The sequence below is a fragment of the Candidatus Pantoea soli genome, from assembly GCF_007833795.1.
Taxonomy (GTDB): Bacteria; Pseudomonadota; Gammaproteobacteria; order Enterobacterales; family Enterobacteriaceae; genus Pantoea; species Pantoea soli.
Map to the genome: position 1 here is coordinate 385,291 of NZ_CP032703.1, position 21,891 is coordinate 407,181.

At 59.9% G+C, this 21,891-nt stretch carries 19 protein-coding genes; 10 read left to right on the forward strand and 9 right to left on the reverse strand.

The annotated features are described in order from the left end of the window. Nucleotides 1–7 precede the first annotated feature (7 nt). Both D8B20_RS19155 and D8B20_RS19160 read right to left on the reverse strand, forming a co-directional pair. Complete coding sequence (locus D8B20_RS19155; protein WP_145891288.1) at nucleotides 8–1,303, reverse strand: MFS transporter; 1,296 nt, start codon at nucleotides 1,301–1,303, stop codon at nucleotides 8–10. A 331-nt stretch (nucleotides 1,304–1,634) separates the two neighbouring features. Then, complete coding sequence (locus D8B20_RS19160; protein ID WP_145891291.1) at nucleotides 1,635–2,360, reverse strand: pirin family protein; 726 nt, start codon at nucleotides 2,358–2,360, stop codon at nucleotides 1,635–1,637. A 123-nt stretch (nucleotides 2,361–2,483) separates the two neighbouring features. Here D8B20_RS19160 and D8B20_RS19165 point away from each other — a divergent pair, with 123 nt between their 5' ends. Next, nucleotides 2,484–3,371 (forward strand): LysR family transcriptional regulator, encoded by an 888-nt coding sequence (locus D8B20_RS19165; protein WP_145891293.1) that lies wholly within the window; start codon nucleotides 2,484–2,486, stop codon nucleotides 3,369–3,371. Here D8B20_RS19165 and D8B20_RS19170 read toward each other — a convergent pair. From D8B20_RS19170 to D8B20_RS19185, 4 genes are read right to left on the reverse strand one after another with little or no spacing between them, the layout of a single operon-like run. Further along, on the reverse strand, nucleotides 3,366–4,325 hold the full coding sequence (locus D8B20_RS19170) for an ROK family protein (RefSeq protein WP_145891295.1): 960 nt from the start codon (nucleotides 4,323–4,325) through the stop codon (nucleotides 3,366–3,368). The genes D8B20_RS19165 and D8B20_RS19170 overlap by 6 nt on opposite strands. Continuing rightward, nucleotides 4,322–5,188 carry an ABC transporter permease gene (locus D8B20_RS19175; RefSeq protein ID WP_145891297.1) on the reverse strand — a complete coding sequence of 289 codons (867 nt, stop codon included), beginning with the start codon at nucleotides 5,186–5,188 and terminating at the stop codon, nucleotides 4,322–4,324. The genes D8B20_RS19170 and D8B20_RS19175 overlap by 4 nt, the downstream gene beginning before the upstream one ends. Further along, nucleotides 5,188–6,108 (reverse strand): ABC transporter permease, encoded by a 921-nt coding sequence (locus D8B20_RS19180; protein ID WP_145891299.1) that lies wholly within the window; start codon nucleotides 6,106–6,108, stop codon nucleotides 5,188–5,190. The genes D8B20_RS19175 and D8B20_RS19180 overlap by 1 nt, the downstream gene beginning before the upstream one ends. 18 nt (nucleotides 6,109–6,126) lie before the next feature. Then, entirely contained in the window at nucleotides 6,127–7,662 is a 1,536-nt protein-coding gene (locus D8B20_RS19185) for an ABC transporter substrate-binding protein (RefSeq protein ID WP_145891301.1), read from the reverse strand. A 312-nt stretch (nucleotides 7,663–7,974) separates the two neighbouring features. Here D8B20_RS19185 and D8B20_RS19190 point away from each other — a divergent pair, with 312 nt between their 5' ends. From D8B20_RS19190 to D8B20_RS19200, 3 genes are read left to right on the forward strand one after another with little or no spacing between them, the layout of a single operon-like run. Continuing rightward, nucleotides 7,975–9,108: an ROK family transcriptional regulator gene (locus D8B20_RS19190; RefSeq protein WP_145891303.1), complete on the forward strand. Its 1,134-nt coding sequence runs from the start codon at nucleotides 7,975–7,977 to the stop codon at nucleotides 9,106–9,108. 11 nt (nucleotides 9,109–9,119) lie between these two features. Beyond that, nucleotides 9,120–10,562 (forward strand): M81 family metallopeptidase, encoded by a 1,443-nt coding sequence (locus D8B20_RS19195; RefSeq protein WP_145891305.1) that lies wholly within the window; start codon nucleotides 9,120–9,122, stop codon nucleotides 10,560–10,562. After that, the gene (locus D8B20_RS19200; RefSeq protein WP_145891306.1) at nucleotides 10,559–12,355 is read left to right on the forward strand and encodes an ABC transporter ATP-binding protein; all 1,797 of its coding nucleotides are present in this window, start codon (nucleotides 10,559–10,561) and stop codon (nucleotides 12,353–12,355) included. Before D8B20_RS19195 ends, D8B20_RS19200 begins: the two co-directional genes overlap by 4 nt. 34 nt (nucleotides 12,356–12,389) lie before the next feature. Here D8B20_RS19200 and D8B20_RS19205 read toward each other — a convergent pair whose 3' ends face one another. Beyond that, nucleotides 12,390–12,854 carry an acyltransferase gene (locus D8B20_RS19205; protein ID WP_145891308.1) on the reverse strand — a complete coding sequence of 155 codons (465 nt, stop codon included), beginning with the start codon at nucleotides 12,852–12,854 and terminating at the stop codon, nucleotides 12,390–12,392. A gap of 76 nt (nucleotides 12,855–12,930) precedes the next feature. Continuing rightward, complete coding sequence (locus tag D8B20_RS19210) at nucleotides 12,931–14,100, reverse strand: ROK family transcriptional regulator (RefSeq protein WP_145891310.1); 1,170 nt, start codon at nucleotides 14,098–14,100, stop codon at nucleotides 12,931–12,933. A 262-nt stretch (nucleotides 14,101–14,362) separates the two neighbouring features. Between D8B20_RS19210 and D8B20_RS19215 the strand changes: the two genes are divergently transcribed. The 5 genes from D8B20_RS19215 to D8B20_RS19235 are packed head-to-tail and all read left to right on the forward strand — an operon-like array spanning nucleotide 14,363 to nucleotide 19,383. After that, the gene (locus D8B20_RS19215) at nucleotides 14,363–15,598 is read left to right on the forward strand and encodes an extracellular solute-binding protein (protein WP_145891312.1); all 1,236 of its coding nucleotides are present in this window, start codon (nucleotides 14,363–14,365) and stop codon (nucleotides 15,596–15,598) included. A 9-nt stretch (nucleotides 15,599–15,607) separates the two neighbouring features. After that, nucleotides 15,608–16,519, forward strand: coding sequence for a carbohydrate ABC transporter permease (locus D8B20_RS19220; RefSeq protein ID WP_145891314.1), 912 nt, complete (start codon nucleotides 15,608–15,610; stop codon nucleotides 16,517–16,519). Next, nucleotides 16,509–17,348 (forward strand): carbohydrate ABC transporter permease, encoded by an 840-nt coding sequence (locus D8B20_RS19225; RefSeq protein ID WP_145891316.1) that lies wholly within the window; start codon nucleotides 16,509–16,511, stop codon nucleotides 17,346–17,348. Before D8B20_RS19220 ends, D8B20_RS19225 begins: the two co-directional genes overlap by 11 nt. Further along, nucleotides 17,345–18,298, forward strand: a complete 954-nt coding sequence (locus D8B20_RS19230; protein ID WP_145891318.1) for a carbohydrate kinase family protein — start codon at nucleotides 17,345–17,347, stop codon at nucleotides 18,296–18,298. Before D8B20_RS19225 ends, D8B20_RS19230 begins: the two co-directional genes overlap by 4 nt. Nucleotides 18,299–18,300: 2 nt before the next feature. Beyond that, a complete protein-coding gene (locus D8B20_RS19235) occupies nucleotides 18,301–19,383 on the forward strand; it encodes an ABC transporter ATP-binding protein (RefSeq protein ID WP_145891320.1) in 1,083 nt (360 codons plus the stop codon). A 36-nt stretch (nucleotides 19,384–19,419) separates the two neighbouring features. On the opposite strand, the gene D8B20_RS19240 is transcribed toward D8B20_RS19235, so the two are convergent. Beyond that, nucleotides 19,420–20,829: an MFS transporter gene (locus D8B20_RS19240; protein ID WP_145891322.1), complete on the reverse strand. Its 1,410-nt coding sequence runs from the start codon at nucleotides 20,827–20,829 to the stop codon at nucleotides 19,420–19,422. 114 nt (nucleotides 20,830–20,943) lie between these two features. On the opposite strand from D8B20_RS19240, the gene D8B20_RS19245 reads away from it, so the two are divergent. Then, nucleotides 20,944–21,798, forward strand: coding sequence for a helix-turn-helix transcriptional regulator (locus tag D8B20_RS19245; RefSeq protein ID WP_145891324.1), 855 nt, complete (start codon nucleotides 20,944–20,946; stop codon nucleotides 21,796–21,798). The last annotated feature ends 93 nt before the right edge of the window (nucleotides 21,799–21,891 follow it).

Sequence of the window (21,891 nt, forward strand, 5' to 3'; positions counted from 1 at the left end):
TCCCTGATTAACGTGCCGTCTGCAGCGCTAACGCGCTGCGGCGATAGAGATAAAGTGTGGCCAGCAGGGCACACAGTGCGGCAAAACTCATCCAGTAGCCGGGTGACGCTTTGTCACCCGTGTATTCGATTAACGCGGTGGAGACCACCGGCGTAAAACCGCCAAAGACCGCTGTCGCCAGGCTATAGGCCAGGGAGAAGCCCGCCACGCGGACTTCTGCGGGCATGATCTCTGTCAGCGCCGGGATCATCGCGCCGTTGTACAGACCGTAAAGACAAGAGAGCCAGAGCAGCACGCTCAGCATCATGGCAAAGGTTGGCGTCTGCGCCAGCAGCGACAGGGCCGGATAGGCCGTCGCCAGCGCCAGCAGCGTCATCGTAACCAGCACCGGTTTACGGCCAAAGCGATCGGATAATGCGCCGCCAATTGGCAGCCAGATAAAGTTTGAGACGGCCACCAGTAGCGTGACCAGCAGGCTGTCTGACGCGCTGAGCATCAGCACCTTTTTGCCAAAGGTGGGAGCATACACGGTAATCAGATAGAAAGCCGTGGTGGTCATGGCGACCATCAGCATACCGGCAATGACCACCGGCCAGTTACTGAGCAGCGTGCGGAACACCTCGCGCATCTCCATATGGTGACGGCGGGCGTTGAACTCCTCGGTTTCTGCCAGCTTGCGGCGCAGCACAAAGATAAACGGCACAATCAGGCAGCCAAACAGGAACGGAATACGCCAGCCCCAGGCCGCAATCTCAGATTGCTCCAGTGCCGCATTGAGCGCAAAGCCCATCGCTGCCGCCACCATAATAGCCACCTGCTGGCTGCCCGACTGCCAGCTGGTGTAGAAGCCTTTGCGTCCTGGCGTGGCGATTTCCGCCAGATACACCGACACCCCGCCCAGTTCCGCCCCGGCGGAGAAGCCCTGCAGCAGACGTCCCACCAGCACCAGCAGCGGTGCCCACAGGCCAATAGTCTGCCATGACGGCACCAGCACGATCAGGAAGGTGCCGGTTGCCATGATCGACAGCGTGACAATCAGTCCCTTACGCCGCCCGACTTTATCAATATAAGCGCCGAGCACAATCGCCCCAATCGGGCGCATCAGGAAGCCGGCACCGAACACCGCAAAGGTCATCATCAGTGAGGCAAACTCACTGCTGGCCGGGAAAAAGGTGTGGGCAATATACGTGGCATAAAATCCGAACAGGAAAAAATCGAATTGTTCCAGAAAATTGCCTGAGGTTACGCGCAGGATCGCGCCAATACGCGCACGTTGAGTAGTGGGTGAGGTAGAAGAATGCATCACGATCTCCGGTTGTCTGCAGCGCTTTTGGTTGCGCCTGTGACAGGAGACTGACCGGAAAAAGGGAGCTTAATAAGCGCAATAAACGCATAGACTGATGCGCCATGCGCATCAATGATGCTTTATGATGCATAATGACGTTTTTTTACAAGCGGTTAACACGCTGCCCGGTGCCGCTGGCAGAATATCGTTATGAAACATCATTATGCAGAATTGTGACAGGCCTCATAAGGCGGCCAGCAGCCGTGGCTGACGGCCACCTTAGCGGTAACCGTCAGCAGCTGAGTACAAACGCGCCGGCCATGCGGCAGGGGGTAAGCGCAGATTAGCCTTAACGCTGCGGGTGGTTCACTTCCAGCGGACGCAGGTCAAACACCAGCACTTCCGCCCGATCGCCGTGAGCAAAATGCAGTGCGGTTTCTTCACGTACCCGTGCACCGTCGCCGGCATTGAAACGCACTCCGTTGACCTCCAGGCTTCCCCGCGCAACATGGATATAGGCATAACGGTTGGCGTCCAGCGTCAGCGTCTGCTGCTCGTCACCGTCAAACAGGCCAGCGTAGATACGCACGTCCTGACGCACGCGCAGCGAGCCCTGCTCACCCTGCGGAGAGACAATCAGACGCAGCTGACCGCGTTTTTCACTTTCAGCAACCGATACCTGCTGATAACCCGGCTCCGTGCCCCGCTCAGCCGGTACGATCCAGATCTGCAGGAAATGCACCCTCTCCTCATTCGAGTGGTTAAATTCGCTGTGCGTGACGCCGCTGCCTGCGCTCATCAGCTGCACATCACCGGGGACAATCACCGAGCCGGTGCCCATGGAATCTTTATGCGCCAGCGCCCCTTCCAGCACGTAAGAGATAATCTCCATGTTGTTATGTGGATGCGCACCAAAACCGCGACCCGGTGCAACCCGATCGTCGTTGATAACCAGCAAATCGGAAAACCCGGTCTGCTGCGGGTCCCAGTAACTGGCGAAAGAGAAGGTATGGCGGGAATTCAGCCAGCCGTGATCGCCGGCACCGCGTTGTTCTGACAGTCGTTGTTCAATCATGATCTGCTCCTTTTTTATGAGGTCGGAAGGCGATGGCGCTTCCCGTTGAGAACCAGTATACGTAAACTGATTTGCCCAACAATGTGCCGTAATGACAATGACTGTCACCGATAAGTGGACAATATGCAGATAGAAGATCTTCGCATTTATGTTGCCGTGATTCAGACCGGTAACTTCACCGCCGCCGCTGAGCAGCTGATGCTGTCAAAGCAATATGTCAGCCGGCGCATTGCGGCGCTGGAGGCCTCGCTGGGTGCGCGCCTGCTGAATCGCAACACGCGTAAACTCTCGGTCACAGACAGCGGCCAGCTGTTCGCCCGGCACGCGCAGCGCATTCTGGATGATGTGCAGGCGGCTGAACAGGCGGTCTCCGGACAGCGCCAGGCGCTGCGCGGCAGCTTTCGTCTGAGCGTGCCAATGTCATTCGGGATCAGTCATCTTTCACCGTATATCGCGGAGTTTCTCAGTCTGCATCCGGGGCTGCAGTTTCAGGTCGAACTGGCTGACCGCCATGTGGATATGGTTGGCGAAGGGTTTGATATGGCTATCCGCATCGGTACGCTGCCCGATTCCAGCCTGATTGCCCGCCGGCTGGGCGAATTCCGTCGCGTCATCTGCGCCAGCCCGGCTTACCTGCAGGGTGCCGGCGCACCGCGAACGCCGGATGAACTGCGCGAACACCGCTGTTTACGCTATGGCCGCGAAAGCCAGACCGGCTGGGAGCTGTTTCAGGGCGACAGCCGTCAGGTGGTGCCCGTGCACGGGCCGATGGTCAGCAACAACGGCGAAATGCTGCGGGATGCGGCCGTTGCCGGTCTGGGGCTGATTTTACTGCCGGAATTTATCGTCGCGCCCGCGCTGGCGCGCGGTGAACTGGTCACGGTGCTGGAGGCCTGGCAGCCCGCTGCGCTGCATCTTAACGCGCTCTATCCGCAGCACCGCCAGCGCAGCGAAATTAACCGCGTATTTATGGCGTTTCTGCAGGATAAGCTGCAGCAGGCCACGTCATAACCCCCTGACAGCCGGTGCGAGCGCCCGGCGGGCCAGCAGCGCCGCGCCGGTCATGCCGCCCTGATGGGCAAAGGCACCCGGCACCACCAGCGCATACGGCGTGCGGCGTAAGATGCAGCGCTGGACGGCGTCGTTCAGCGCGGCAATCAGCGGGGTAACTGAAGCCAGCCCACCGCCCACCGCCACGCAGGAGGCGCCGGTGATATTGATGGTGTACGCCAGTGGTTCACTCACCAGCTGCAGCCACGCCTGGATGGTCTGCTGCGCGCGCGCCTGCTGCTGCTGCCAGCCGGTGACAATCGCTTTACTGCTGAGGCTTTCGCCGTGCAGGGTACGGTGCAGATTTTCCATGCCGCGCGCGCCACCATAGGTGTCAAGGCAACCGCGCTGCCCGCAGGGGCACGCCAGCCGCGGGATCGGCACGCGCGCGCCGTCAATGTCCACCTCGGTCAGGGTGATTGGCCCGTGGCCCCACTCGCCGGTTAAGCCGTTCTGGCCCATCACCAGCCGGCCATCGGAGACCAGTCCGCCACCGACACCGGAGCCAAGAATGGCGCCCAGCACCACCTTATGCCCTTTGCCAGCGCCCGCCTCGGCTTCCGCCAGCGCGAAGCAGTCGGCATCGTTATGCACGATAACCTTCCGCTGCAGCACCTCACCCAGTTCGGCCGCCAGCCGGCGCTGATGAAACGCGGGAATATTGCTGGCAAACATTTCGCCGGTCAGCGGTGAGACAATGCCGGCGGTGGAGATCGCAACCGGCGAGTCGGCCGCAAACTCTGCGGCATGCCGGGCGATCATGGCGCTGACGCGCACGCAAAAGGCGCGCCAGTCCTGCGCCGGAATGGGTTGCTGATCGAGGAGCGTGAGCACGTTTTTATCCGACATCACACCCATTTTGATAAAAGAACCCCCGAGATCAAAACAGATCACCGGAGAGAGCGAAGGGGTCATAAACGTTTATCCATTACATCGCGCAGGCCATCGCCCAGCACATTAAAGCCCAGCACGGTAATCAAAATTGCCAGTCCAGGGAATAGGGAAACATAAATATTCAGGCCAAGAAAATTGCGGCCGTCGCTCATCATGGTGCCCCACTCCGGCATGGGAGGCTGCACGCCCAGCCCGAGAAACGAAAGGCTGGCGGCGGAGAGCACCACGGCACCGGCAGTCAGCGTCGACTGCACAATCAGCGGGCCTACCGAGTTGCGCAAAATGTAATGGGTGATAATGCGCGGATAGCGCACGCCCAGCATGTGCGCAGCCTCGATATACTCCATATTCTTCAGCCCCAGCGTGAGGTTACGGCTCAGACGGGCGTATACCGGAATAGAAAACAGGGAGATAGCGATCAGCATATTGGTCAGCCCTTCTCCCAGCACGCTGACAATCAGAATGGCCAGCACGATGCCGGGAAAAGCAAAAATGATATCCATCAGCCACATAATCAGCGCGTCTGTTTTACGGCCGGCCAGGCCGGACATAATGCCGAGCGGAATGCCAGCAAGCATCGATAACGCCACACTCAGCGTCACTTCAAACAGCGTGATGCGCGCGCCGTATACCACCCGCGCAAAAATATCGCGGCCGTAATCGTCAGTGCCAAACCAGTGGGCGGCCGAAGGCGCCTGCAACGTATTCAGCAAATCCTGTTCTATCGGGTCCCAGTGGGTGATCAGCGGGGCGCACAGCGCCGCAAGTACCACCAGCAGCACCAGCAGGCCACCGATGGCGATGGACGGATGGGTGATAAGCAGGTTCAGCAGCTGGCGTGAACGCGAACGCGGCAGCGCGACCGGAGAGTCCAGGCTGTTCATCAGTCGAACCTTATTTTTGGATTAAGCAGGCCAATCAGCATGTCGCCAATCAGGTTCATCAGCACTACCCCGGTTACGGCCACCAGCGTCACGCCCTGGATCACCGGATAATCGCGGTACTTTACGGAATCCACCAGCAGCCGCCCGATGCCCGGCCAGTTAAAGACGGATTCCGTCACTACCGCGCCGCCAATCAGGCTGCCAAAGTTCAGCGCGACAATGGTGACAATCGGGATCAGCGCGTTACGCAGCGCGTGTTTCCAGTGAACCACGCCGGAAGAGAGCCCTTTGGCGCGGGCTGTGCGGATGTAGTCCTGACTGAGCACATCCAGCATGCTGGATCGCGTCATGCGGGCAATCATGGCCATCGGCAAAATCGCCAGCGTCACGGTGGGCATAATGTAGTTTTTCCACGTGTCTGCACCCAGCAGCGGCAGCCAGCCAAGCTGCACGGCAAAATAGTTCATCGCCAGCAGCGCCAGCCAGAAGTTGGCGATGGACGCGCCGGCAATGGTCAGCACCATCACCATCTGGTCGGGAAGCCGCTGACGATAGAGCGCGCCGGTCATGCCTGCCGGGACGCCGATGGCAATCGCCAGCAAATAAGCCAGCGCTGCCAGCGACAGCGTATACGGCAGCCGTTCACCGATCTCGGTCATCACCGGACGCTGGGACTGCAGCGACACGCCAAGATTACCGTGCAGGGCTTCGGCAGCAAATCTCACATACTGCACCGGCAGCGGCTGATCCAGCCCGAGCCGCACGCGCATGCTCTCTACCGCTTCCTGCGGTGCTTCCGGTCCGGCCATCAGGCGAGCCGGGTCGCCCGGCAGCGCGCGGATGGCGATAAACACGATCATCGACACGCCGAAAAGAATTAACGGCAGCGAGATAACCTTTCTGGCGACATACGCTTTCATATCCTCTCCGCACCGGCCCTACTTTTTCACTGCATCGCGCACCACAATCTGGCCGCCCGGTTGCAGGGTGACACCGCTGATGTTTTTGCGCGTCGCATAGAGATCATCCTGATAATAGAGCAGCACCTGCGGCGCCAGCGCACTGATCTGTTTCTGCGCCTGGACATAAAGCGCTTTACGTCGGGCATCGTCCAGCTCAGAAGCGGCGCTATCGATTAGCGTATCGGTCTGCTTATCACTGAAAAAGCCAAGGTTCGCGCCGCCCGGGGCAAAGCTGCTGCTGTGATAAAGCGGCCGCAGCTGGAGATCGGACCCGTACAATCCGGAAGACCAGGACGCCAGTACCGCATCGGTTCCCTGCGCGGCTTTCTCTTTTGCATCAGCAAAGGCGGCCTTCGCCCACACGCCACTCTCCATCTGACGCACGCTGAGCTTCACGCCAATTTTGCTCCACATAGCCTGCAGGACCTGGGCGGTTCGTGCATCCGGCGCCTGCACCGCTATCGCCATGCTGAATCCCTGCGGATAGCCCGCGGCGCTCAGTAACGCTTTCGCCTTTTCCACGTCATAGGGATAATCATGCAGTTCATTGTCATAGTTGACGTCAACCGGTGCCAGCGGCGAGTTGGCCGGACGCGCATAACCAAACATCACCGCTTTTACCAGCGCCGACTGATCGGTGGCAAAGTTCAGCGCCTGGCGCACCCGCACATCACTCAGCGCTTTGCTTTGCGTATTCAAATCAATCCAGAACACTGCCGCACCCGGCGACTGTTTCAGCACCACGCCAGGGTTATTTTTCAGCATGCCGGCAAACTGCGGCGGCACCGGATTAATAATATCGACCTGACCGGATTGCAGCGCCATATTCATCACTGACGGCTCGCTGCTCCATGTCCATTTAATTTCATCCGGCCCGGTGTTTTTTCCCCAGTAAGCATTGTTCTTCTGCTCCAGAACATATTCGCCGGATTTATACTGCACCAGTTTATAAGGGCCGGTGCCGTCAGCCGTGTTATTGATCGTGCCCGCTTTATCCGCCTGCGGACTGACCATTAACCCCGGCCCGGAAGCCAGTACGGTTAAAAACGCCGGGTTAATTTTTTTCAGGGTGAAGGTAACCGTTAAATCATCCTTTTTTTGCACATCCTGAATAAACGTCCGAATTTTTCCGCTGCCCGCCAGGCCGCGCTTAGTGTCGAGATGGCGCTGAAAATTAGCCACCACCGCGTCCGCATTAAACGGGGTGCCATCATGAAATTTCACGTTGGGCCGCAGGGTAAATGTCCAGTGCAGCGCGCTGGCGTCGGACTGCCACGACAGCGCCAGCGCCGGAATAATTTTCCCGTCATCACCAATGCGTGTCAGGCCTTCATACATTGGGTCCAGCACCGTACCGGTAAACGTCGCGGTCTGGTTGCCAGGGTCCATGCTGCGCGGCGGTTCGTTTTGCATAATCACCAGCTGAGCAGCGAACACCGATGCGCTGGAGAGCGACGCCAGAATACATCCGGCCAGCGTCAGTACCCTGAAATGCCTGTTTTTGCGTTCCATGAAAGCCCTCAATAATCAGTGATGGGGTGAAAGCACAGCCGGGTTTAATGCCCGACGCGGCTTCGCCTGGTTACAAAGCGCCACGACACTCAGCGTGAAATAAGTGCAAAGCCAGCCGGCTTATTATTTTTTCCGCCAGAACCTGCGGCACAGCGTTATATAAGGCACCTCTGCCAAACAAAAGCCAAGAGGCTGGTTCATATATTTTACTTATAGTTCGATCTGCGTTCAGAAAATTAACTAAATACCGTTGAATTTGTTTTTACTGCTGATTATTGTCGGGCATATACCGCCCCTGCGACGAGAACCCGGATGCTTAATGCTCATCAGCAGCAAATCCTGCGCTTATTAGTGGCCTCGCACGGCATGAGCCGCACGGCCATTGCCGAAAAAATGAAGCTGAGCAAAGCCGCCATCAGTACGCTGATTAAAACCATGCTGCAGGCAGGCCTGCTTGAAGAGAGTGTGCCAGCGAATACCGGCCAGGGTCGCCCGTCGGTGTTACTGAAAATGCGTGCCGATAGCGCTTACTTCCTCGGCGCGTCACTGCTGGATGAAGACGTCTGTCTGGTCCTGATTGATATGCACGGCCATATCCTTGCCAGCACTACGCTAACGCGCGACCCGACGCCGGCACGGCTGGCGGAGGCGATCGCCGCCGCGATCCCTGGTCTGCTGGCGCAACAGCAGATTTCGCCAGACCAGCTAATCGGTCTGGGCGTGACGCTGTCAGGATTTGTCGATGAACATCAGGCGGTGTGCGTGCAGTCGGCACTGCTGGGCTGGCAGCAGGTGCCGCTGGCCGCGCTGTTACAGGCGCAGACCGGGCTGGAGATCACGCTGGAAAACGATGCCAAGGCGCTGGCGGTCAGTGAAAAGATGTTTGGCGTGGCGAAAAAAGCACGCAACTTCAGCCTGATTTCCCACGGCGACGGCATCGGCTCAGCCCATTTTTTTGCCGGTCAGCTGCATCGCGGCGCACACGGTGGCGCCGGGGAAATCGCCCACTGCACTATTGAGCCAGGCGGTCGTCCCTGCCGCTGCGGCAAACGCGGCTGTCTGGACACGCTGGCATCGCTGACGGCAATCCGCGAAAGCATGCGCGAGAACGCGCTGCCCTGTCACAGCCTGATTGAACTGGAACAGCTGGCGATGAAAGGCAACAGCGCCGCGATCGCCATTCTGCATCAGGCCGGTCAGGCACTTGGCCTGGCGATTGCCAGCCTGATTCAGATGACCGATCCGGAACTGATCGTCATCGCGCATCAGCCGGATGCGTTTGAAGGACTATTGAAAACCGTCATGCTGCAGGCAATCGACAGCCATGTGCTGCCTGCGATTGTCGGCAAAACACCGCTTTCCAGCATTGTGATACAGCCGGAGAGCTGGGCCAGAGCTGCAGCCAGCGTTGCGGCGTATCGTTTTATCGTGCAATTACCCGACTAGCGGAGGCGGCAATGCGCATTGCTTATGGTGGGCTTCATATCGAGTGCAGTACCTACAATCCGGTGCTTAACCACGCCGATGATTTTCGTATCCTGCGCGGTGAGGCCATGACGGACAATCCGTACTTTGCCTTTTTGCGCGACTGGGATGCGCAGTTTCTGCCGACCTTCCACGCGCGTGCCATTGCCGGCGGGCCGGTGGCGCGCCGCACCTATGACGCGTTTAAACAGGATTTCCTTAGCCGTCTGCAGGCGCATCTGCCGGTGGATGGCGTCTATCTGGCGATGCACGGCGCAATGTACGTTGAAGGCATGGAAGATGCCGAAGGTGACTGGATCAGCGCCACGCGCGCGCTGGTCGGCCCGGATTGTCCGATCAGCGTCAGTTACGACCTGCACGGTAACGTTTCGCAGCGCATCATTGACGCCATCGATATGTTTTCCACCTACCGCACCGCGCCGCACATTGATGTGGAAGAGACGATGCGCCGCGCGGTCAGCATGCTGGTAAAAAGCCTGCAAACCGGCATCAGGCCGGGCGTGGTATGGGCACCGATTCCGGTGGTTCTGCCGGGGGAGCGCACCAGCACGGAAGATGAGCCGGCCAAAAGCCTGTATGCACGTCTGCCGGCTATCGATGAGGCTGAGGCGATTTGGGATGCCTCGCTGATGGTGGGCTACGTCTGGGCCGATGAACCGCGCGCCACCGCCGCTGCCATTATGACCGGCACCGATGCGCGGCTGCTGACGCAACAGGCGGAGGCGCTGGCGCTGGCCTACTGGCAGGCCCGCGCCCGCTTTGTGTTTGGCTGCACCACCGACACCCCCGAAGCCTGCGTCAGCATGGCAATCGCCAGCCCCACCGCACCGGTGATCCTCGCGGACTCCGGCGATAATCCCACCGGCGGCGGCGTCGGCGATCGCGCAGATGTGCTGGCCGAACTGATGCGGCAACAGGCGCAGGGCGTAATCGTGGCAGGCATCGCCGATAAGCCAGCGACGGACGCCGCATTCCAGGCGGGCGTGGGTGCCCGACTGCCCCTGACGCTTGGCGCAACGCTGGATCCCGCCGGTGGCACCGCCAGCGGCGAATTTGAAGTTGTCCATTTAAGTGATGATGCGCGGTCACGGGCAAAACAGGCGCTGCTGCGCTGCGGCGGCATCACCGTGGTGGTAGCGGATCGCCGCCGTCCGTACCATAACCTTGAGGATTTCGCGCTGCTTGGCCTGGATCCCCGCGCTGCCCGGATTGTGGTGGTGAAATCGGGCTATCTGTCGCCGGAACTGGCACCGCTGGCCAATCCTAATCTGATGGCGCTGTCACAGGGCGTGGTCGATCAGTATGTCGAGCGCCTGACGCGCGCGCGCAAATCGCATCCGACCTATCCGTTTGACACCGATTTTGCCTTCGTGCCCGCCGGCATCCGTTCGGCACGCTTTCCGGCGGCACAATGAAGCGCGCCGCTGAACCGGTGCTGAGCATCGATAATCTTTCGGTGGCCTTCCGCCACGACGCCGGCTGGCGCGAGGTGGTCAGCGGCGTGTCGTTAACCCTGCAGGCAGGCGAAACGCTGGCAATTGTCGGCGAATCCGGCTCTGGCAAAAGCGTCACCTCCATGGCGATTATGCGGCTGCTGAACATGCGTCATGCCCGCGTCAGCGGCCAGATACGGCTGAATGGCGTTGACCTCCTGACGCTGAGCGAAAGCGCCATGCGGGATATCCGCGGCAACGCCGTGGCAATGATTTTTCAGGAGCCGATGACCAGCCTCAACCCCTCCTTTACCGTGGGCGATCAGATTGCTGAAGCGCTGATGACCCATCGCCGTCTCAGCCAGCGCGCGGCACGGGAAGAGACGCTTCGTCTGCTGGAGAAAGTGCGTATTCCTGAGGCGGCGAAACGCTATCGCGACTATCCGCATCACTTTTCCGGCGGAATGCGCCAGCGCGTGATGATTGCGATGGCGCTGGCGCTGCGCCCGAAACTGCTGATTGCCGATGAGCCTACCACCGCGCTCGACGTAACCATTCAGGGCCAAATCCTTGACCTGATTAAAACGCTGCAGGAAGAGGATGGCACCGCGGTACTGTTTATCACGCATGATATGGGCGTGGTGGCTGAAGTAGCGGACCGCACCCTGGTAATGTATCAGGGGGCAATGGTGGAAACCGGCACCACGTCAGCGATTTTCGCCGCGCCGGCTGCGGACTATACCCGTACGCTGATTGCCACCGTCCCGCAGCTGGGGTCAATGCGCGGCACGGCGGGCCCGCGCAGGTTTACCTTACCGGGTCAGCCGGTGGCGGAAGATATCGCGCCCGCTCTCACCCCGCGCGCCCCGCTGCTGTCAGTCAGGCATCTCAGCACCCGCTTCAGTCTGCATGAAGGGCTTTTCAGCCGTAAAACCGGTGCGGTACATGCGGTGGAAAATATCTCTTTTGATTTGCTGCCAGGAGAAACGCTTTCGCTGGTGGGTGAATCCGGCTGCGGTAAATCCACCACCGGACGCTCGCTGACGCGCCTGGTAGAGCCCTGCGCCGGTCAGATAACGTTCGACGGCAGGGATGTGCTGACGCTGCCTCCGCCTGCGCTGCGGCAACTGCGCTGCGCCATGCAGATGATTTTTCAGGATCCGTTTGCCAGCCTGAATCCGCGTATGACAGTGCTGGAGGCGCTGACCGAGCCCTATCTGCAGCACCGGCTGGGCAGCAAAACTGCCGCCCGGGAAAAGGCGGCTGAGCTGATGGTGCGCACCGGCCTCTCTCCCGCCATGCTGAACCGCTATCCGCACGCCTTTTCCGGCGGGCAGCGGCAGCGCATCTGCATTGCGCGGGCGCTCATGCTGGACCCGAAAATGATCATCGCCGATGAATCCGTCTCTGCGCTCGATGTCACGGTGAAGGCGCAAATCATCAACCTGCTGCTGGATCTGCAGCACAGCCTGGGGCTGGCGTACCTGTTTATTTCACATGATATGGCGGTGGTGGAACGCATCAGCCATCGCGTGGCGGTGATGCTGCTGGGTGAAATTGTGGAAATCGGTCCGCGCGCGGTAATTTTTGAAAACCCGCAGCATGATTACACGCGCAGGCTGCTGGCCTCCGTACCGGTGCCGGATCCGGCGCGGCGGCATTTCCGGCGACAGGCTGAGGTCACCGAACTGCAAAGCCCGGTGCGGCCGCTGGGTTTTGAAACGCCAGCGCGCCACTACCGGGAAGTCAGCGCGGGTCACTGGGTCATGCAATAATACCCGGCCAGCGAGGCCGGTGCCGCGCAGCCTGTCATGCGTCGAGTAAGCGCAACAGACGCGCCGGATTGCCGGCATAAATGCCTTTTTGCGTGATATTTTTGGTCACTACGCTGCCCGCGCCAATCACCGCCCCGTCGCAAATGGACACCGCCAGAATGGTTGCGCCGCTGCCAACTGACACCCCGGCGCCCAGCCGGATGCGTCCCCAGCTGGCGCGATCCGGATCGGGCCGGCCGGAATGAAACATATCATTGGCAAACATCACGCCGTGGCCAATAAAACAGTGTTCACCAATGTGCACGTCTTCACAGATAAACGTATGCGACTGAATTTTGCTGCCGCGACCAATGTGTGAGCGCGCCTGTATCTCCACAAAAGGCCCGACAAACACCTCATCTTCCAGCGTACAGCCATACAGGTTAGCGGGCTGGTATACAGTGACATTCTGACCGGTCACCACCTCTCGCAGAGCCACCTCACGTAATTGCGGTTGCATCGTCATTCTCCTTATGAAGTTCACTGTCCGCCAGCCCGCGCCTCCGCGCGCGGACGCCAACGGCTGCGGCGGTTATTTATTTCATCAGCACCTGAAACTGCGGGTTAAATTCGTCAAAAATGGGCAGCGCGGCCGCACCGAGCGCCGCAGTGTCGCTGCCGGTCATGCCGGTTTTCAGGCGCGTGCCGGTAAGGTAACGTCCGCGTACGGACTGATACAACGGCGGCAGGCGCTGGATGATTTTGTCCAGCAGCACAGGCGGCATCATGCCGCCAATAATGACGCTTTCCGCATCAAAGATGCACTCCAGCATGTTGATAGCCTGGCGCAGCGGCGTCAGCACTGTGTCGATCCAGCGATCAAAGCAGGCGGCATCCACCTGCAGCAAATCTTCAGGCAGCGCAGTCATGGGATCGAGCCCGCAAAACTCATAGGCGGCCTGCAGCGAAACATAGCGTTCCAGACAGCCGTGATTACCGCAGTAACAGGCGCGTCCGCCGGGCTCCACCACCACGTGTCCGATCTCTCCGGAGTTATGCGCTGCACCGCTGTAGACGTGGCCGTCCATCAGAATGCCGGCCCCCAGACCGGTGCCAATGTACAGGTAGATAAAAGAGTTAAGCTGGCGCGCCACGCCGTGAAACCGTTCACCGATCGCTGCCACCGTCGCGTCATTCTCCAGCGTCACCGGTAACTGGCTCATCTCTGCCAGGCGGGCGGCAATGTCCACCTCTTCCCAGCCGTGCAGCGTGGTCGGGCCTGAGGAGGAGATACCTTCGACGCCAAAGGGACCGGGCATCACCACGCCAATGCCCAGCACTTTTTGCCACCCAGCGCCAAGCTGCTGCCGGATCGCCGCCAGCTCACCGGCAATGCGCGCTAACGTGGCATCCGGCTGGGGCTTTTGCACCAGAATAAGGCGGCGAAAATGGACATCGCCGGTGAGATCCACCAGCACAATCAGCAGCGTCTGGTGATCCAGATGAATGCCGATAGAAAACGCACTGGCCGGGTTGAGCGTGACCGGAATCGCCGGCTGTCCCCGTCCCTGCTTACGCGGCTGGCGGCTGGTAAGCAGCCCGGCCTGTTCCAGTTCCGCCACAATGTTTGAGACGGTCTGCGGCGTCAGCGCCGTCAGCCGCGCCAGTTCTGCGCGCGTCAGCTCACCGTGCAGGCGGATCGCTTCGATGATCACACGACGATTGTGCGCCCGGGCGTGCTCCAGATTGGTTCCTGATGTTTTCATGCGGCTGCTTCCCTCTTCTCACGCGCACGGTGTCTCGCTGCCTCAATATCTATGATCGGCCACACAATTTACAACCTGTTTACCTGACAGCGGCGGAATTTTGTGCAGAAGTAGTCAGCAGCGGCAATCCGGTTTTATGCCCTGGCACGCCACTTGCTTGCTGAAGAGATGTCAGCCGCAGCAATCTGGCAACCTGTGCACACGATTAAATCAATCAAATTGATTTAATTAAACACCCTCTCACTTTGAAGGCGGAAACACCATGAAAACCCTGATCAAAGGCTGTGTTGCAGCCATCCTGCTGGCAACGGCAGGCAGTGCAGCGGCGGTCACCACCCTTAACGCGCTGTTTATGACGCAGGCGGCTTACAGCGAGAAGGATATTCGCGCCATGACGCAGGCGTTTCAGCAGGCGCATCCGGATGTGCAGGTGAATCTGGAATTTGTGCCCTATGAAGCGCTGCATGACAAGATTGTCGCCGCACGCGGCGCGGGCGGAAACGGCTACGATGTCGTGCTGTTTGACGCCATCTGGCCCGCCGAATTCAGCAAATTTGATTTACTGCAGGATGTCAGCAGCCGGATTAGCGCGGAGCAGAAAGCCGCGATCTTCCCGGGCGCGATGAACACCGTGATCTACAACGGTAAAACGCTGGGCATGCCGTGGATCCTTGATACCAAATATCTCTACTACAACAAAGCGATGCTGGCGAAAGCCGGTATTACTGCGCTGCCGCAAACCTGGCAACAGGTGATGGACGACGCCCGCGTTATCAAACAGAAAAATATCGTCAACTATCCGCTGGTGTGGAGTTGGTCTCAGGCAGAGGCGCTGGTGTGTGATTACACCACGCTGGTATCCGGGTTCGGCGGCGCTTTTTACCATAATGGCAAACTCGATTTCACCTCACCGGCATCGCTGCAGGCCGTAAAACTCATGAAAAGTTCGCTGGATGAGGGGCTGAGTAACCCGGCATCGCGAGAGTATCTGGAAGAGGATGTGCGTAAAGCGTTCTCCAATGGCGATGCCGCGTTCGCGCTGAACTGGACCTACATGTACAACATGGCCAATGACCCGAACCAGAGCAAAGTGGCCGGTCAGGTGGGCATTATGCCGGCGCCGGGTGATGCACCGGGTAAAGCCGGCGCGGTCAATGGCTCTATGGGACTGGGGATTGCTACCGGCAGTACCCATCCGGAGCAGGCGTGGCAGTACATCAGCTATATGACATCTCAGCCGGTACAGACACAGTATGCCACGCTTAGCCTGCCCATCTGGAAGCGCGCTTATCAGGACCCGGCAGTAACGAAAAATCAGGAGAGCCTGATTGCCGCAGCGAACACTTCGCTGAATGTGATGTTGTCGCGTCCGGAAACCGCGGAGTACTCCCGCCTTTCCAGCACGCTGCAGCAGCAGCTGCAACAGGTGCTGGTGGGCAGCGCCACGCCGGAAGCCGCATTACAGGCGGTGAATAAAAGTGCCGCGCGCCTGCGCTAAGGGGAAAGCATGCTGAGTTTGCGTCAACGCGAACAGCGGCAGGCATGGGTGCTGCTGGCACCCATGTTACTGGTGATGCTGCTGCTCACCGCCTGGCCGTTGCTGCGCACCATTTGGCTGAGTTTTACCGACGCCGCGCTGATCGGCAGCAGTGGCACAGCACCGGGCTGGATCGGCGTTGAAAACTATCTGTACGCCCTGACCGACGAGGATTTTCGCACCTCGCTGTGGCGCACACTCTACTTCACCGTGGTATCAGTTGCGGTGGAGGGCATTATCGGCGTGCTGGTGGCGCTACTGCTCAATCAGCAGTTTGCCGGTCGCAGCCTGCTGCGCGTGCTGGTGATTTTGCCGTGGGCGCTGCCTACCATCGTTAACGCTATGATGTGGCGGCTGAATTTCAATCCCGATTACGGCAGCGTTAATGCCCTGCTGACCCAGACTGGCCTGATTGATCACTACCGCAGCTGGCTGGGATCACCCGACTCTGCGCTCAATGCCGTGATGTTTGCCGATGTGTGGAAAAATTATCCGCTGGTCACGCTGCTGGTGCTGGCGGCGCTGCAGTCGATACCTGAGGATCTGTATGAAGCCGCCCGGCTGGATGGTGCCTCCGCGTGGCGACGTTTCCGCGCCATTACGTTTCCGGCTATCGCTGGCGCACTCAGCGTCGCGCTGGTGCTGCGCACCATCGATGCGTTTAAGATCTTCGACATCATCTATGTGATGACGCGCGGCGGCCCGGTAGACAGTACAAAGACCCTGAGTTTTTACGTCTATCAGGAGTCATTCAGCTATCTGCGTGCCGGCAGCGGTGCCGCCTACGCCATACTGATGACGCTGCTGTGCGCCGTGCTGATCACCCTCTATATGCTGTTACTGTGGCGGCAGCGCCGTCGGGGAAGCGCCCATGAAAATTAAGCTCCGCACCGTTGCGAAGTATGCTGCCGCACTGCTGGTCGCGGTGTCCGTGCTGGCGCCCATGGGCTGGCTGTTTTTAATGAGCGTCAGCGCCACCGCCGATCTGACGCGCGTGCCGCTGGAGTGGATGCCGCGCCAGTGGGACTTCAGCCGCTATGGCCGCCTGCTCTCGCTGACCCCGGGCGAGCCCGGTACGCTGTTCCTGCATGCGCTGGGTAACAGCCTGCTGGTGGCAAGCGGTGCGACGGCGATCTGTTTATTGCTGGCAATTCCCGCCGCATTCAGCTTTTCCCGCTATCGCGGCCGCGACGGCTGGCTGTTTGCCTCGCTGGCTATCTATATGGTGCCGCCGGTCGCGTTCGTACTGCCCCTCTACTTCCTGCTGCAGCAGCTGGATCTGCTCAACACCCGGCCGGGCCTGATGATGGTTTACTGTTCACTGATTCTGCCGTTTCTGACCTGGATGCTGAAAAACCAGTTCGATACGCTGCCGCATGATATTGAGCAGGCGGCACGGCTGGACGGGCTGCGCGTCTGGCAGGTGTTGCTGCGCATCACCCTGCCGCTGGCAAAACCGGTGCTGGGCGCAGCGGCGCTGTTTGGCTGGCTGCTGGCGTGGGACGAATTTTTCTACGCGCTGTTATTCACCAGCAATATCGCCGCGCAGACCCTGCCGGTCACTATCGCCGGCTTCACTGCCGGGCGCGCCACCGATGACGGACTGATTGCTGCGGTCGGTATTCTGGCCTCAGCGCCCCCCTTATTGATTGCTATCTGGTTACAAAAGACGCTGGTCAGCGGCCTGGCCAGTGGCGGGAGCAAAGGATGATAACGAAACAGGACGCCACCGCCACGCTGTATGTGGCGGGCAATATTAATGTTGATGTAATGATGGGCACGCTCGACCGCTGGCCACAGCGGGGGACGGAGGTGGTGCTGCCGCACAGCGAGCTGCGCCCCGGCGGGTCTGCGGGGAACTGCGCTCTGGCGCTGGAGGCGATGCAGGTACGCCATCGCGCCATCGCCAGTCAGGGCGATGACGGGCTCAGTGCCTGGCTGGCTGGCCATTTCCCGCACAGCGCCGCGCACTGGACGCGCTATCCCTGCGAGACGTCGCTGACCGTCGGGGTCACCCACTCCGATCACGAGCGCTCCTTTCTGAGCAACCTTGGCCACATTGTGCGGCTGAGCGCACAGGATGTGCTGGCGCAGCTGCCGGCACGGGCCGAAACCGGCGACATCGTGTTGCTGTGCGGCACCTTTCTGTGTCTGCAGCTGTATGACGACTATCTGCCGTTATTACGCGAACTGCAGCAGCGGGGCTTTATCACCGCCGTGGATACCGGCTGGCCACCGCAGGACTGGAACGACGCCGTACGCGCACAAATCGCCTGCTGGCTGCCGCACTGCGACTGGCTGCTGCTGAATGAGGCAGAAACCCTTGGGCTGAGCACTGACGCTACCCTGCCGGAAGCGGCCCGACGGCTGGCGCAGCAGCTGAGCGGTCGCGGCGGCTGCGTGGTCAAACGCGGCGCCCGGGGCGCAGGCTGCTGGCACGCCAGCGGCACGCTGGAGCGGCCCGCACGCGCGGTCACGGTGGTTGATACCATCGGTGCCGGCGACAGCTTCAATGCCGGTTTTCTGACGGCATTACTGCATCAGCAGGATATCGCCACCGCGCTGCAATGGGGCATCGCCGTGGCTTCGCTGGTGATCAGCACCCAACCGCGTCGCTATCCCGACTGGCATCAACTGCAACTTACTGCACAGGAGTGTTAATTATGGCCAGTGTTGAACTTGTGAATGTGGCCAAACGCTACGCCAGACAGACGGTGCTGCATCCGCTTGACCTCACGATTGCCGACGGCAGTTTTACCGTGCTGGTTGGCCCCTCCGGCTGCGGTAAATCTACCCTGCTGCGCCTGCTGGCCGGGCTGGAGAGCCTCTCCGGTGGTGAAATACGGATGGATAACGTCGCGATTAGCGATCGCGATCCGGCCGATCGCGACATCGCTATGGTGTTTCAGAGCTATGCGCTTTACCCGCACCTGACGGTTGCAGAAAACCTGGCGTTTCATATGCAGGTGAAAAAAGTCAAACGTGACGAGCAGCAGAGCAAAATTGCCCGCATTGCCGGGATTCTGGGCATTGATACGCTGTTGCAGCGCTATCCGCGGGCGCTCTCCGGCGGGCAGCGGCAGCGGGTAGCCATGGGCCGGGCGATGGTGCGTAACCCGCAGGTCTTTCTGTTTGATGAACCGCTTTCCAACCTTGATGCGCAGCTGCGTATGGAGCTGCGCGCCGAGATCAAATCGCTGCACCAGCGCTTCGGCACAACGATGGTGTATGTGACGCACGATCAGGTGGAAGCCATGACGCTGGCCGACCAGATTGTCGTGATGAAAGAGGGGCGCATCGTCCAGCAGGGCGCGCCGCTGGCGATTTACGACCGTCCCGCTGACACCTTTGTGGCGCGTTTTATTGGCTCACCGCCTATGAATCTGCTGGCCGGCACGCTGGTCACGCGCGACGGTGTGCCGGGCGTGGCGTGTCAGGATTTATGGCAGCCGCTGCCGCCGCGCTGGCAGGCCATTGCCCGGCAGCGCGACGGTATGGCGGTCACCGCTGGCATCCGCCCGCACGACCTGACAGAAGCAGCCGGCGGCGCGCAGACCACGGTGAAGGTGGTGGAGATTACCGGTGAATCCACGCTGCTGCATCTTGACTGGAACGGACAGCCGCTGCATATGCAGTTTGCCGGACGTCATCCGGCGGGCAGAGGCGATCGCCTTACGCTGGGTTTCAGAAGCGAGAAGATTCATCTGTTTGACGCCACCTCAGGCCTGCGCCTGCCTGAAGCCTGAATGCGGCCCCCGGCTGCGGGGGCCAATGCGGATCGCTTACCCTTCAGCTACGACAGGCTGGAAGCTGCGGCGGTTCAGGCCGGTAAGCAGCACCAGCAACGCCATCAGCAGCAGCTCGACACTCAGCGTGCCAGTAATGGCCGCCAGATACGAGCCGTGCAGGCTAATCTGGCTAAACACGCCACCCAGCAGCATCGGCCCCAGTCCCAGCGCCGACTGCTGCACCGTGGAGAGCACCGCGCTACCTGCGCCGGCCTGGTGATGCGGCACGTCACTCATGCCAATGCGATAAAAGCTGCTGACGATAAAGGACTGACCAAAGCCAATCAGCGCCGTCGCCGGCACCAGCGTCGCAATGCCTGCCGCTGGCCAGGCAAAGTGAAAGGTGGCGATCAGCGCCAGCAGACCGCTCATCTGAATGCCACAGCCGGTAAGCAACATGGCGCGTTTGCCGAACCGCTCCACCATCCGCGTTGAACGCATTGCGCCGATGAAATAAGCGCTTCCCAGCGCGATAAACGCATTCCCCGACTGAAACGCACTCATGCCAAGTCCCGCCTGCAGCGTTAACGCTACGGCGAACATAAAACCGCTCCAGCAGGAGAAAAACAGCACCGCCAGCGTCAGGCCAAAACGCACGCCGGGTAAACGCAGCAGCGAGGGAGGCAGCAGCGGCGATCCGCCGCGCGCTTCCAGCCGCAGGGCGGCACGGCGTAATCCCAGCAGCAGCAGCGGAAACAGCATCAGCAGCAGCAGACACGGCCACGACCAGTGCAGCACCGGGCCGAGCGCCAGCGCCAGCATCAGGCAACCAATCGCCCCTGCCAGCAGCAGCGTGCCGTAAATATCCAGCGGCACGCGCCGCGCATGACGCGTTTCCGGCACCACGCGGCGGGCGGCCAGCAGAACGTACAGGCAAATAGGCAAATTGATTAAAAACACGCTGCGCCAGCCATAGCCGCCAATGTCGGCATTAATCAGAAACCCCCCCAGCACCTGGCCGATGATAAACGCCAGTCCGCCGATGCCGCCGTACAGACCGATAGCACGTGCATGCGCCCTGCCCTGAAGCGTAACGTGCAGCGTGGCCAGAATCTGCGGCACCATCCAGGCCGCACCCAGCCCCTGTAACAGACGGGCGGCTATCAGCATATTAACGCTGGTGGACAGGCCGCACAGCAGGGATGCAACCGCAAAAATCCCGACGCCTGCCAGAAATACCCGGCGACGTCCGATGTTATCCCCCAGCCGTCCCCCCATTGCCAGGCAGATGGCAAAAGCAATGCCGTAAACCGCCACGATCAGCGCCAGTTCAACCGGCGTGGCGTGCAGCGAGTGCGCCATCGCGTCTAACGCGACGTTAACGATCGAGAAATCAATCATGGGCAGCAGTTGCCCGGCCAGCAGGACCAGTAATCCTGCACGTGATAATGACGATGTCTGCATGGTTAATCCTTGTTTTTAGCTTCACTGCGACATAGCATCACCTGAGTTTTAACCGGGTACCAGTGCTTGTTTATCATGGTATAAATACTACCTGTCTTGTACGGAGACTGGCTTATGTCTGTAGCAACACCCCCTGCCTCTGCTGAACAAAATAACCGGAAACGGCTGGGTGCCTTTCTGCGTACCCGCCGTGAAAACCTCGATCCAAACCGGCTGGGGCTGCCGCGCATGCGCCATCGGCGGACGCCAGGCCTGCGGCGTGAAGAGGTGGCGCAACTGGCCGATGTCGGCGTCACCTGGTACACCTGGCTTGAACAGGGACGTGATATCAACGCCTCACCCAAAACCCTGACCGCCATTGCCGCTGCGCTGCAGTGCAATGACGTGGAGACGCAGCACCTGTTTTATCTGGCCGGTCATGTTCTGCCCTCCACGCGTGTCGCGGCGGCCTGCTGCAAAATTGCTGAGCACAATCAGCGCATGCTCGATGCGATTCAGTTACCGGCGATCATTGAGACGCCGCGCTTCGATATCATTGGTTACAACGCCGCCTGGTGTGCGCTGATCGGAGTTGATCTGGCGACGATCGCGCCGGAAGATCGCAACTGCATCTGGCTGGCGTTCAATCATCCGCAGTGGCGCAGCGTCATGCGTGACTGGGATGAAGTTATGCCGCAAATGGTCGCCATGTTCCGCGGACAGATGGGTGAGCATCTTGGCGATCCGCACTGGGAAAATTACCTCGCGCGGTTGCTGAACAGCTCGGATGAATTTGCGCAAACCTGGCAGCGCTACGAACTGGGTAAAGTGGAAAACCGCGTTAAGCGTTTCTATCGCGAAGAGGTGGGCGAGATCACCCTGCGTCAGAACAACTGGTGGTCCGCTTCGCGTCATGGCGATCGCCTGCTGGTCTATGTTCCGGATGACAGCCACAGTGCTGCCGGCCTGCAACACCTGATGTCACGTTAAAAAACCGGTGCGCTCGCCGGCCTGGGCGATCGCACCTTTTTTACCACGCTTAATACAGCGAATAACCGGGATTCGCTTTGCACGAATATCTTC

Coding starts and splice junctions, on each gene's coding strand:
- D8B20_RS19155 (WP_145891288.1), bottom strand. CDS start 1,303: ATGCATTCTTCTACCTCACCCACTACTCAACGTGCGCGTATTGGCGCG.
- D8B20_RS19160 (WP_145891291.1), bottom strand. CDS start 2,360: ATGATTGAACAACGACTGTCAGAACAACGCGGTGCCGGCGATCACGGC.
- D8B20_RS19165 (WP_145891293.1), top strand. CDS start 2,484: ATGCAGATAGAAGATCTTCGCATTTATGTTGCCGTGATTCAGACCGGT.
- D8B20_RS19170 (WP_145891295.1), bottom strand. CDS start 4,325: ATGACCCCTTCGCTCTCTCCGGTGATCTGTTTTGATCTCGGGGGTTCT.
- D8B20_RS19175 (WP_145891297.1), bottom strand. CDS start 5,188: ATGAACAGCCTGGACTCTCCGGTCGCGCTGCCGCGTTCGCGTTCACGC.
- D8B20_RS19180 (WP_145891299.1), bottom strand. CDS start 6,108: ATGAAAGCGTATGTCGCCAGAAAGGTTATCTCGCTGCCGTTAATTCTT.
- D8B20_RS19185 (WP_145891301.1), bottom strand. CDS start 7,662: ATGGAACGCAAAAACAGGCATTTCAGGGTACTGACGCTGGCCGGATGT.
- D8B20_RS19190 (WP_145891303.1), top strand. CDS start 7,975: ATGCTTAATGCTCATCAGCAGCAAATCCTGCGCTTATTAGTGGCCTCG.
- D8B20_RS19195 (WP_145891305.1), top strand. CDS start 9,120: ATGCGCATTGCTTATGGTGGGCTTCATATCGAGTGCAGTACCTACAAT.
- D8B20_RS19200 (WP_145891306.1), top strand. CDS start 10,559: ATGAAGCGCGCCGCTGAACCGGTGCTGAGCATCGATAATCTTTCGGTG.
- D8B20_RS19205 (WP_145891308.1), bottom strand. CDS start 12,854: ATGCAACCGCAATTACGTGAGGTGGCTCTGCGAGAGGTGGTGACCGGT.
- D8B20_RS19210 (WP_145891310.1), bottom strand. CDS start 14,100: ATGAAAACATCAGGAACCAATCTGGAGCACGCCCGGGCGCACAATCGT.
- D8B20_RS19215 (WP_145891312.1), top strand. CDS start 14,363: ATGAAAACCCTGATCAAAGGCTGTGTTGCAGCCATCCTGCTGGCAACG.
- D8B20_RS19220 (WP_145891314.1), top strand. CDS start 15,608: ATGCTGAGTTTGCGTCAACGCGAACAGCGGCAGGCATGGGTGCTGCTG.
- D8B20_RS19225 (WP_145891316.1), top strand. CDS start 16,509: ATGAAAATTAAGCTCCGCACCGTTGCGAAGTATGCTGCCGCACTGCTG.
- D8B20_RS19230 (WP_145891318.1), top strand. CDS start 17,345: ATGATAACGAAACAGGACGCCACCGCCACGCTGTATGTGGCGGGCAAT.
- D8B20_RS19235 (WP_145891320.1), top strand. CDS start 18,301: ATGGCCAGTGTTGAACTTGTGAATGTGGCCAAACGCTACGCCAGACAG.
- D8B20_RS19240 (WP_145891322.1), bottom strand. CDS start 20,829: ATGCAGACATCGTCATTATCACGTGCAGGATTACTGGTCCTGCTGGCC.
- D8B20_RS19245 (WP_145891324.1), top strand. CDS start 20,944: ATGTCTGTAGCAACACCCCCTGCCTCTGCTGAACAAAATAACCGGAAA.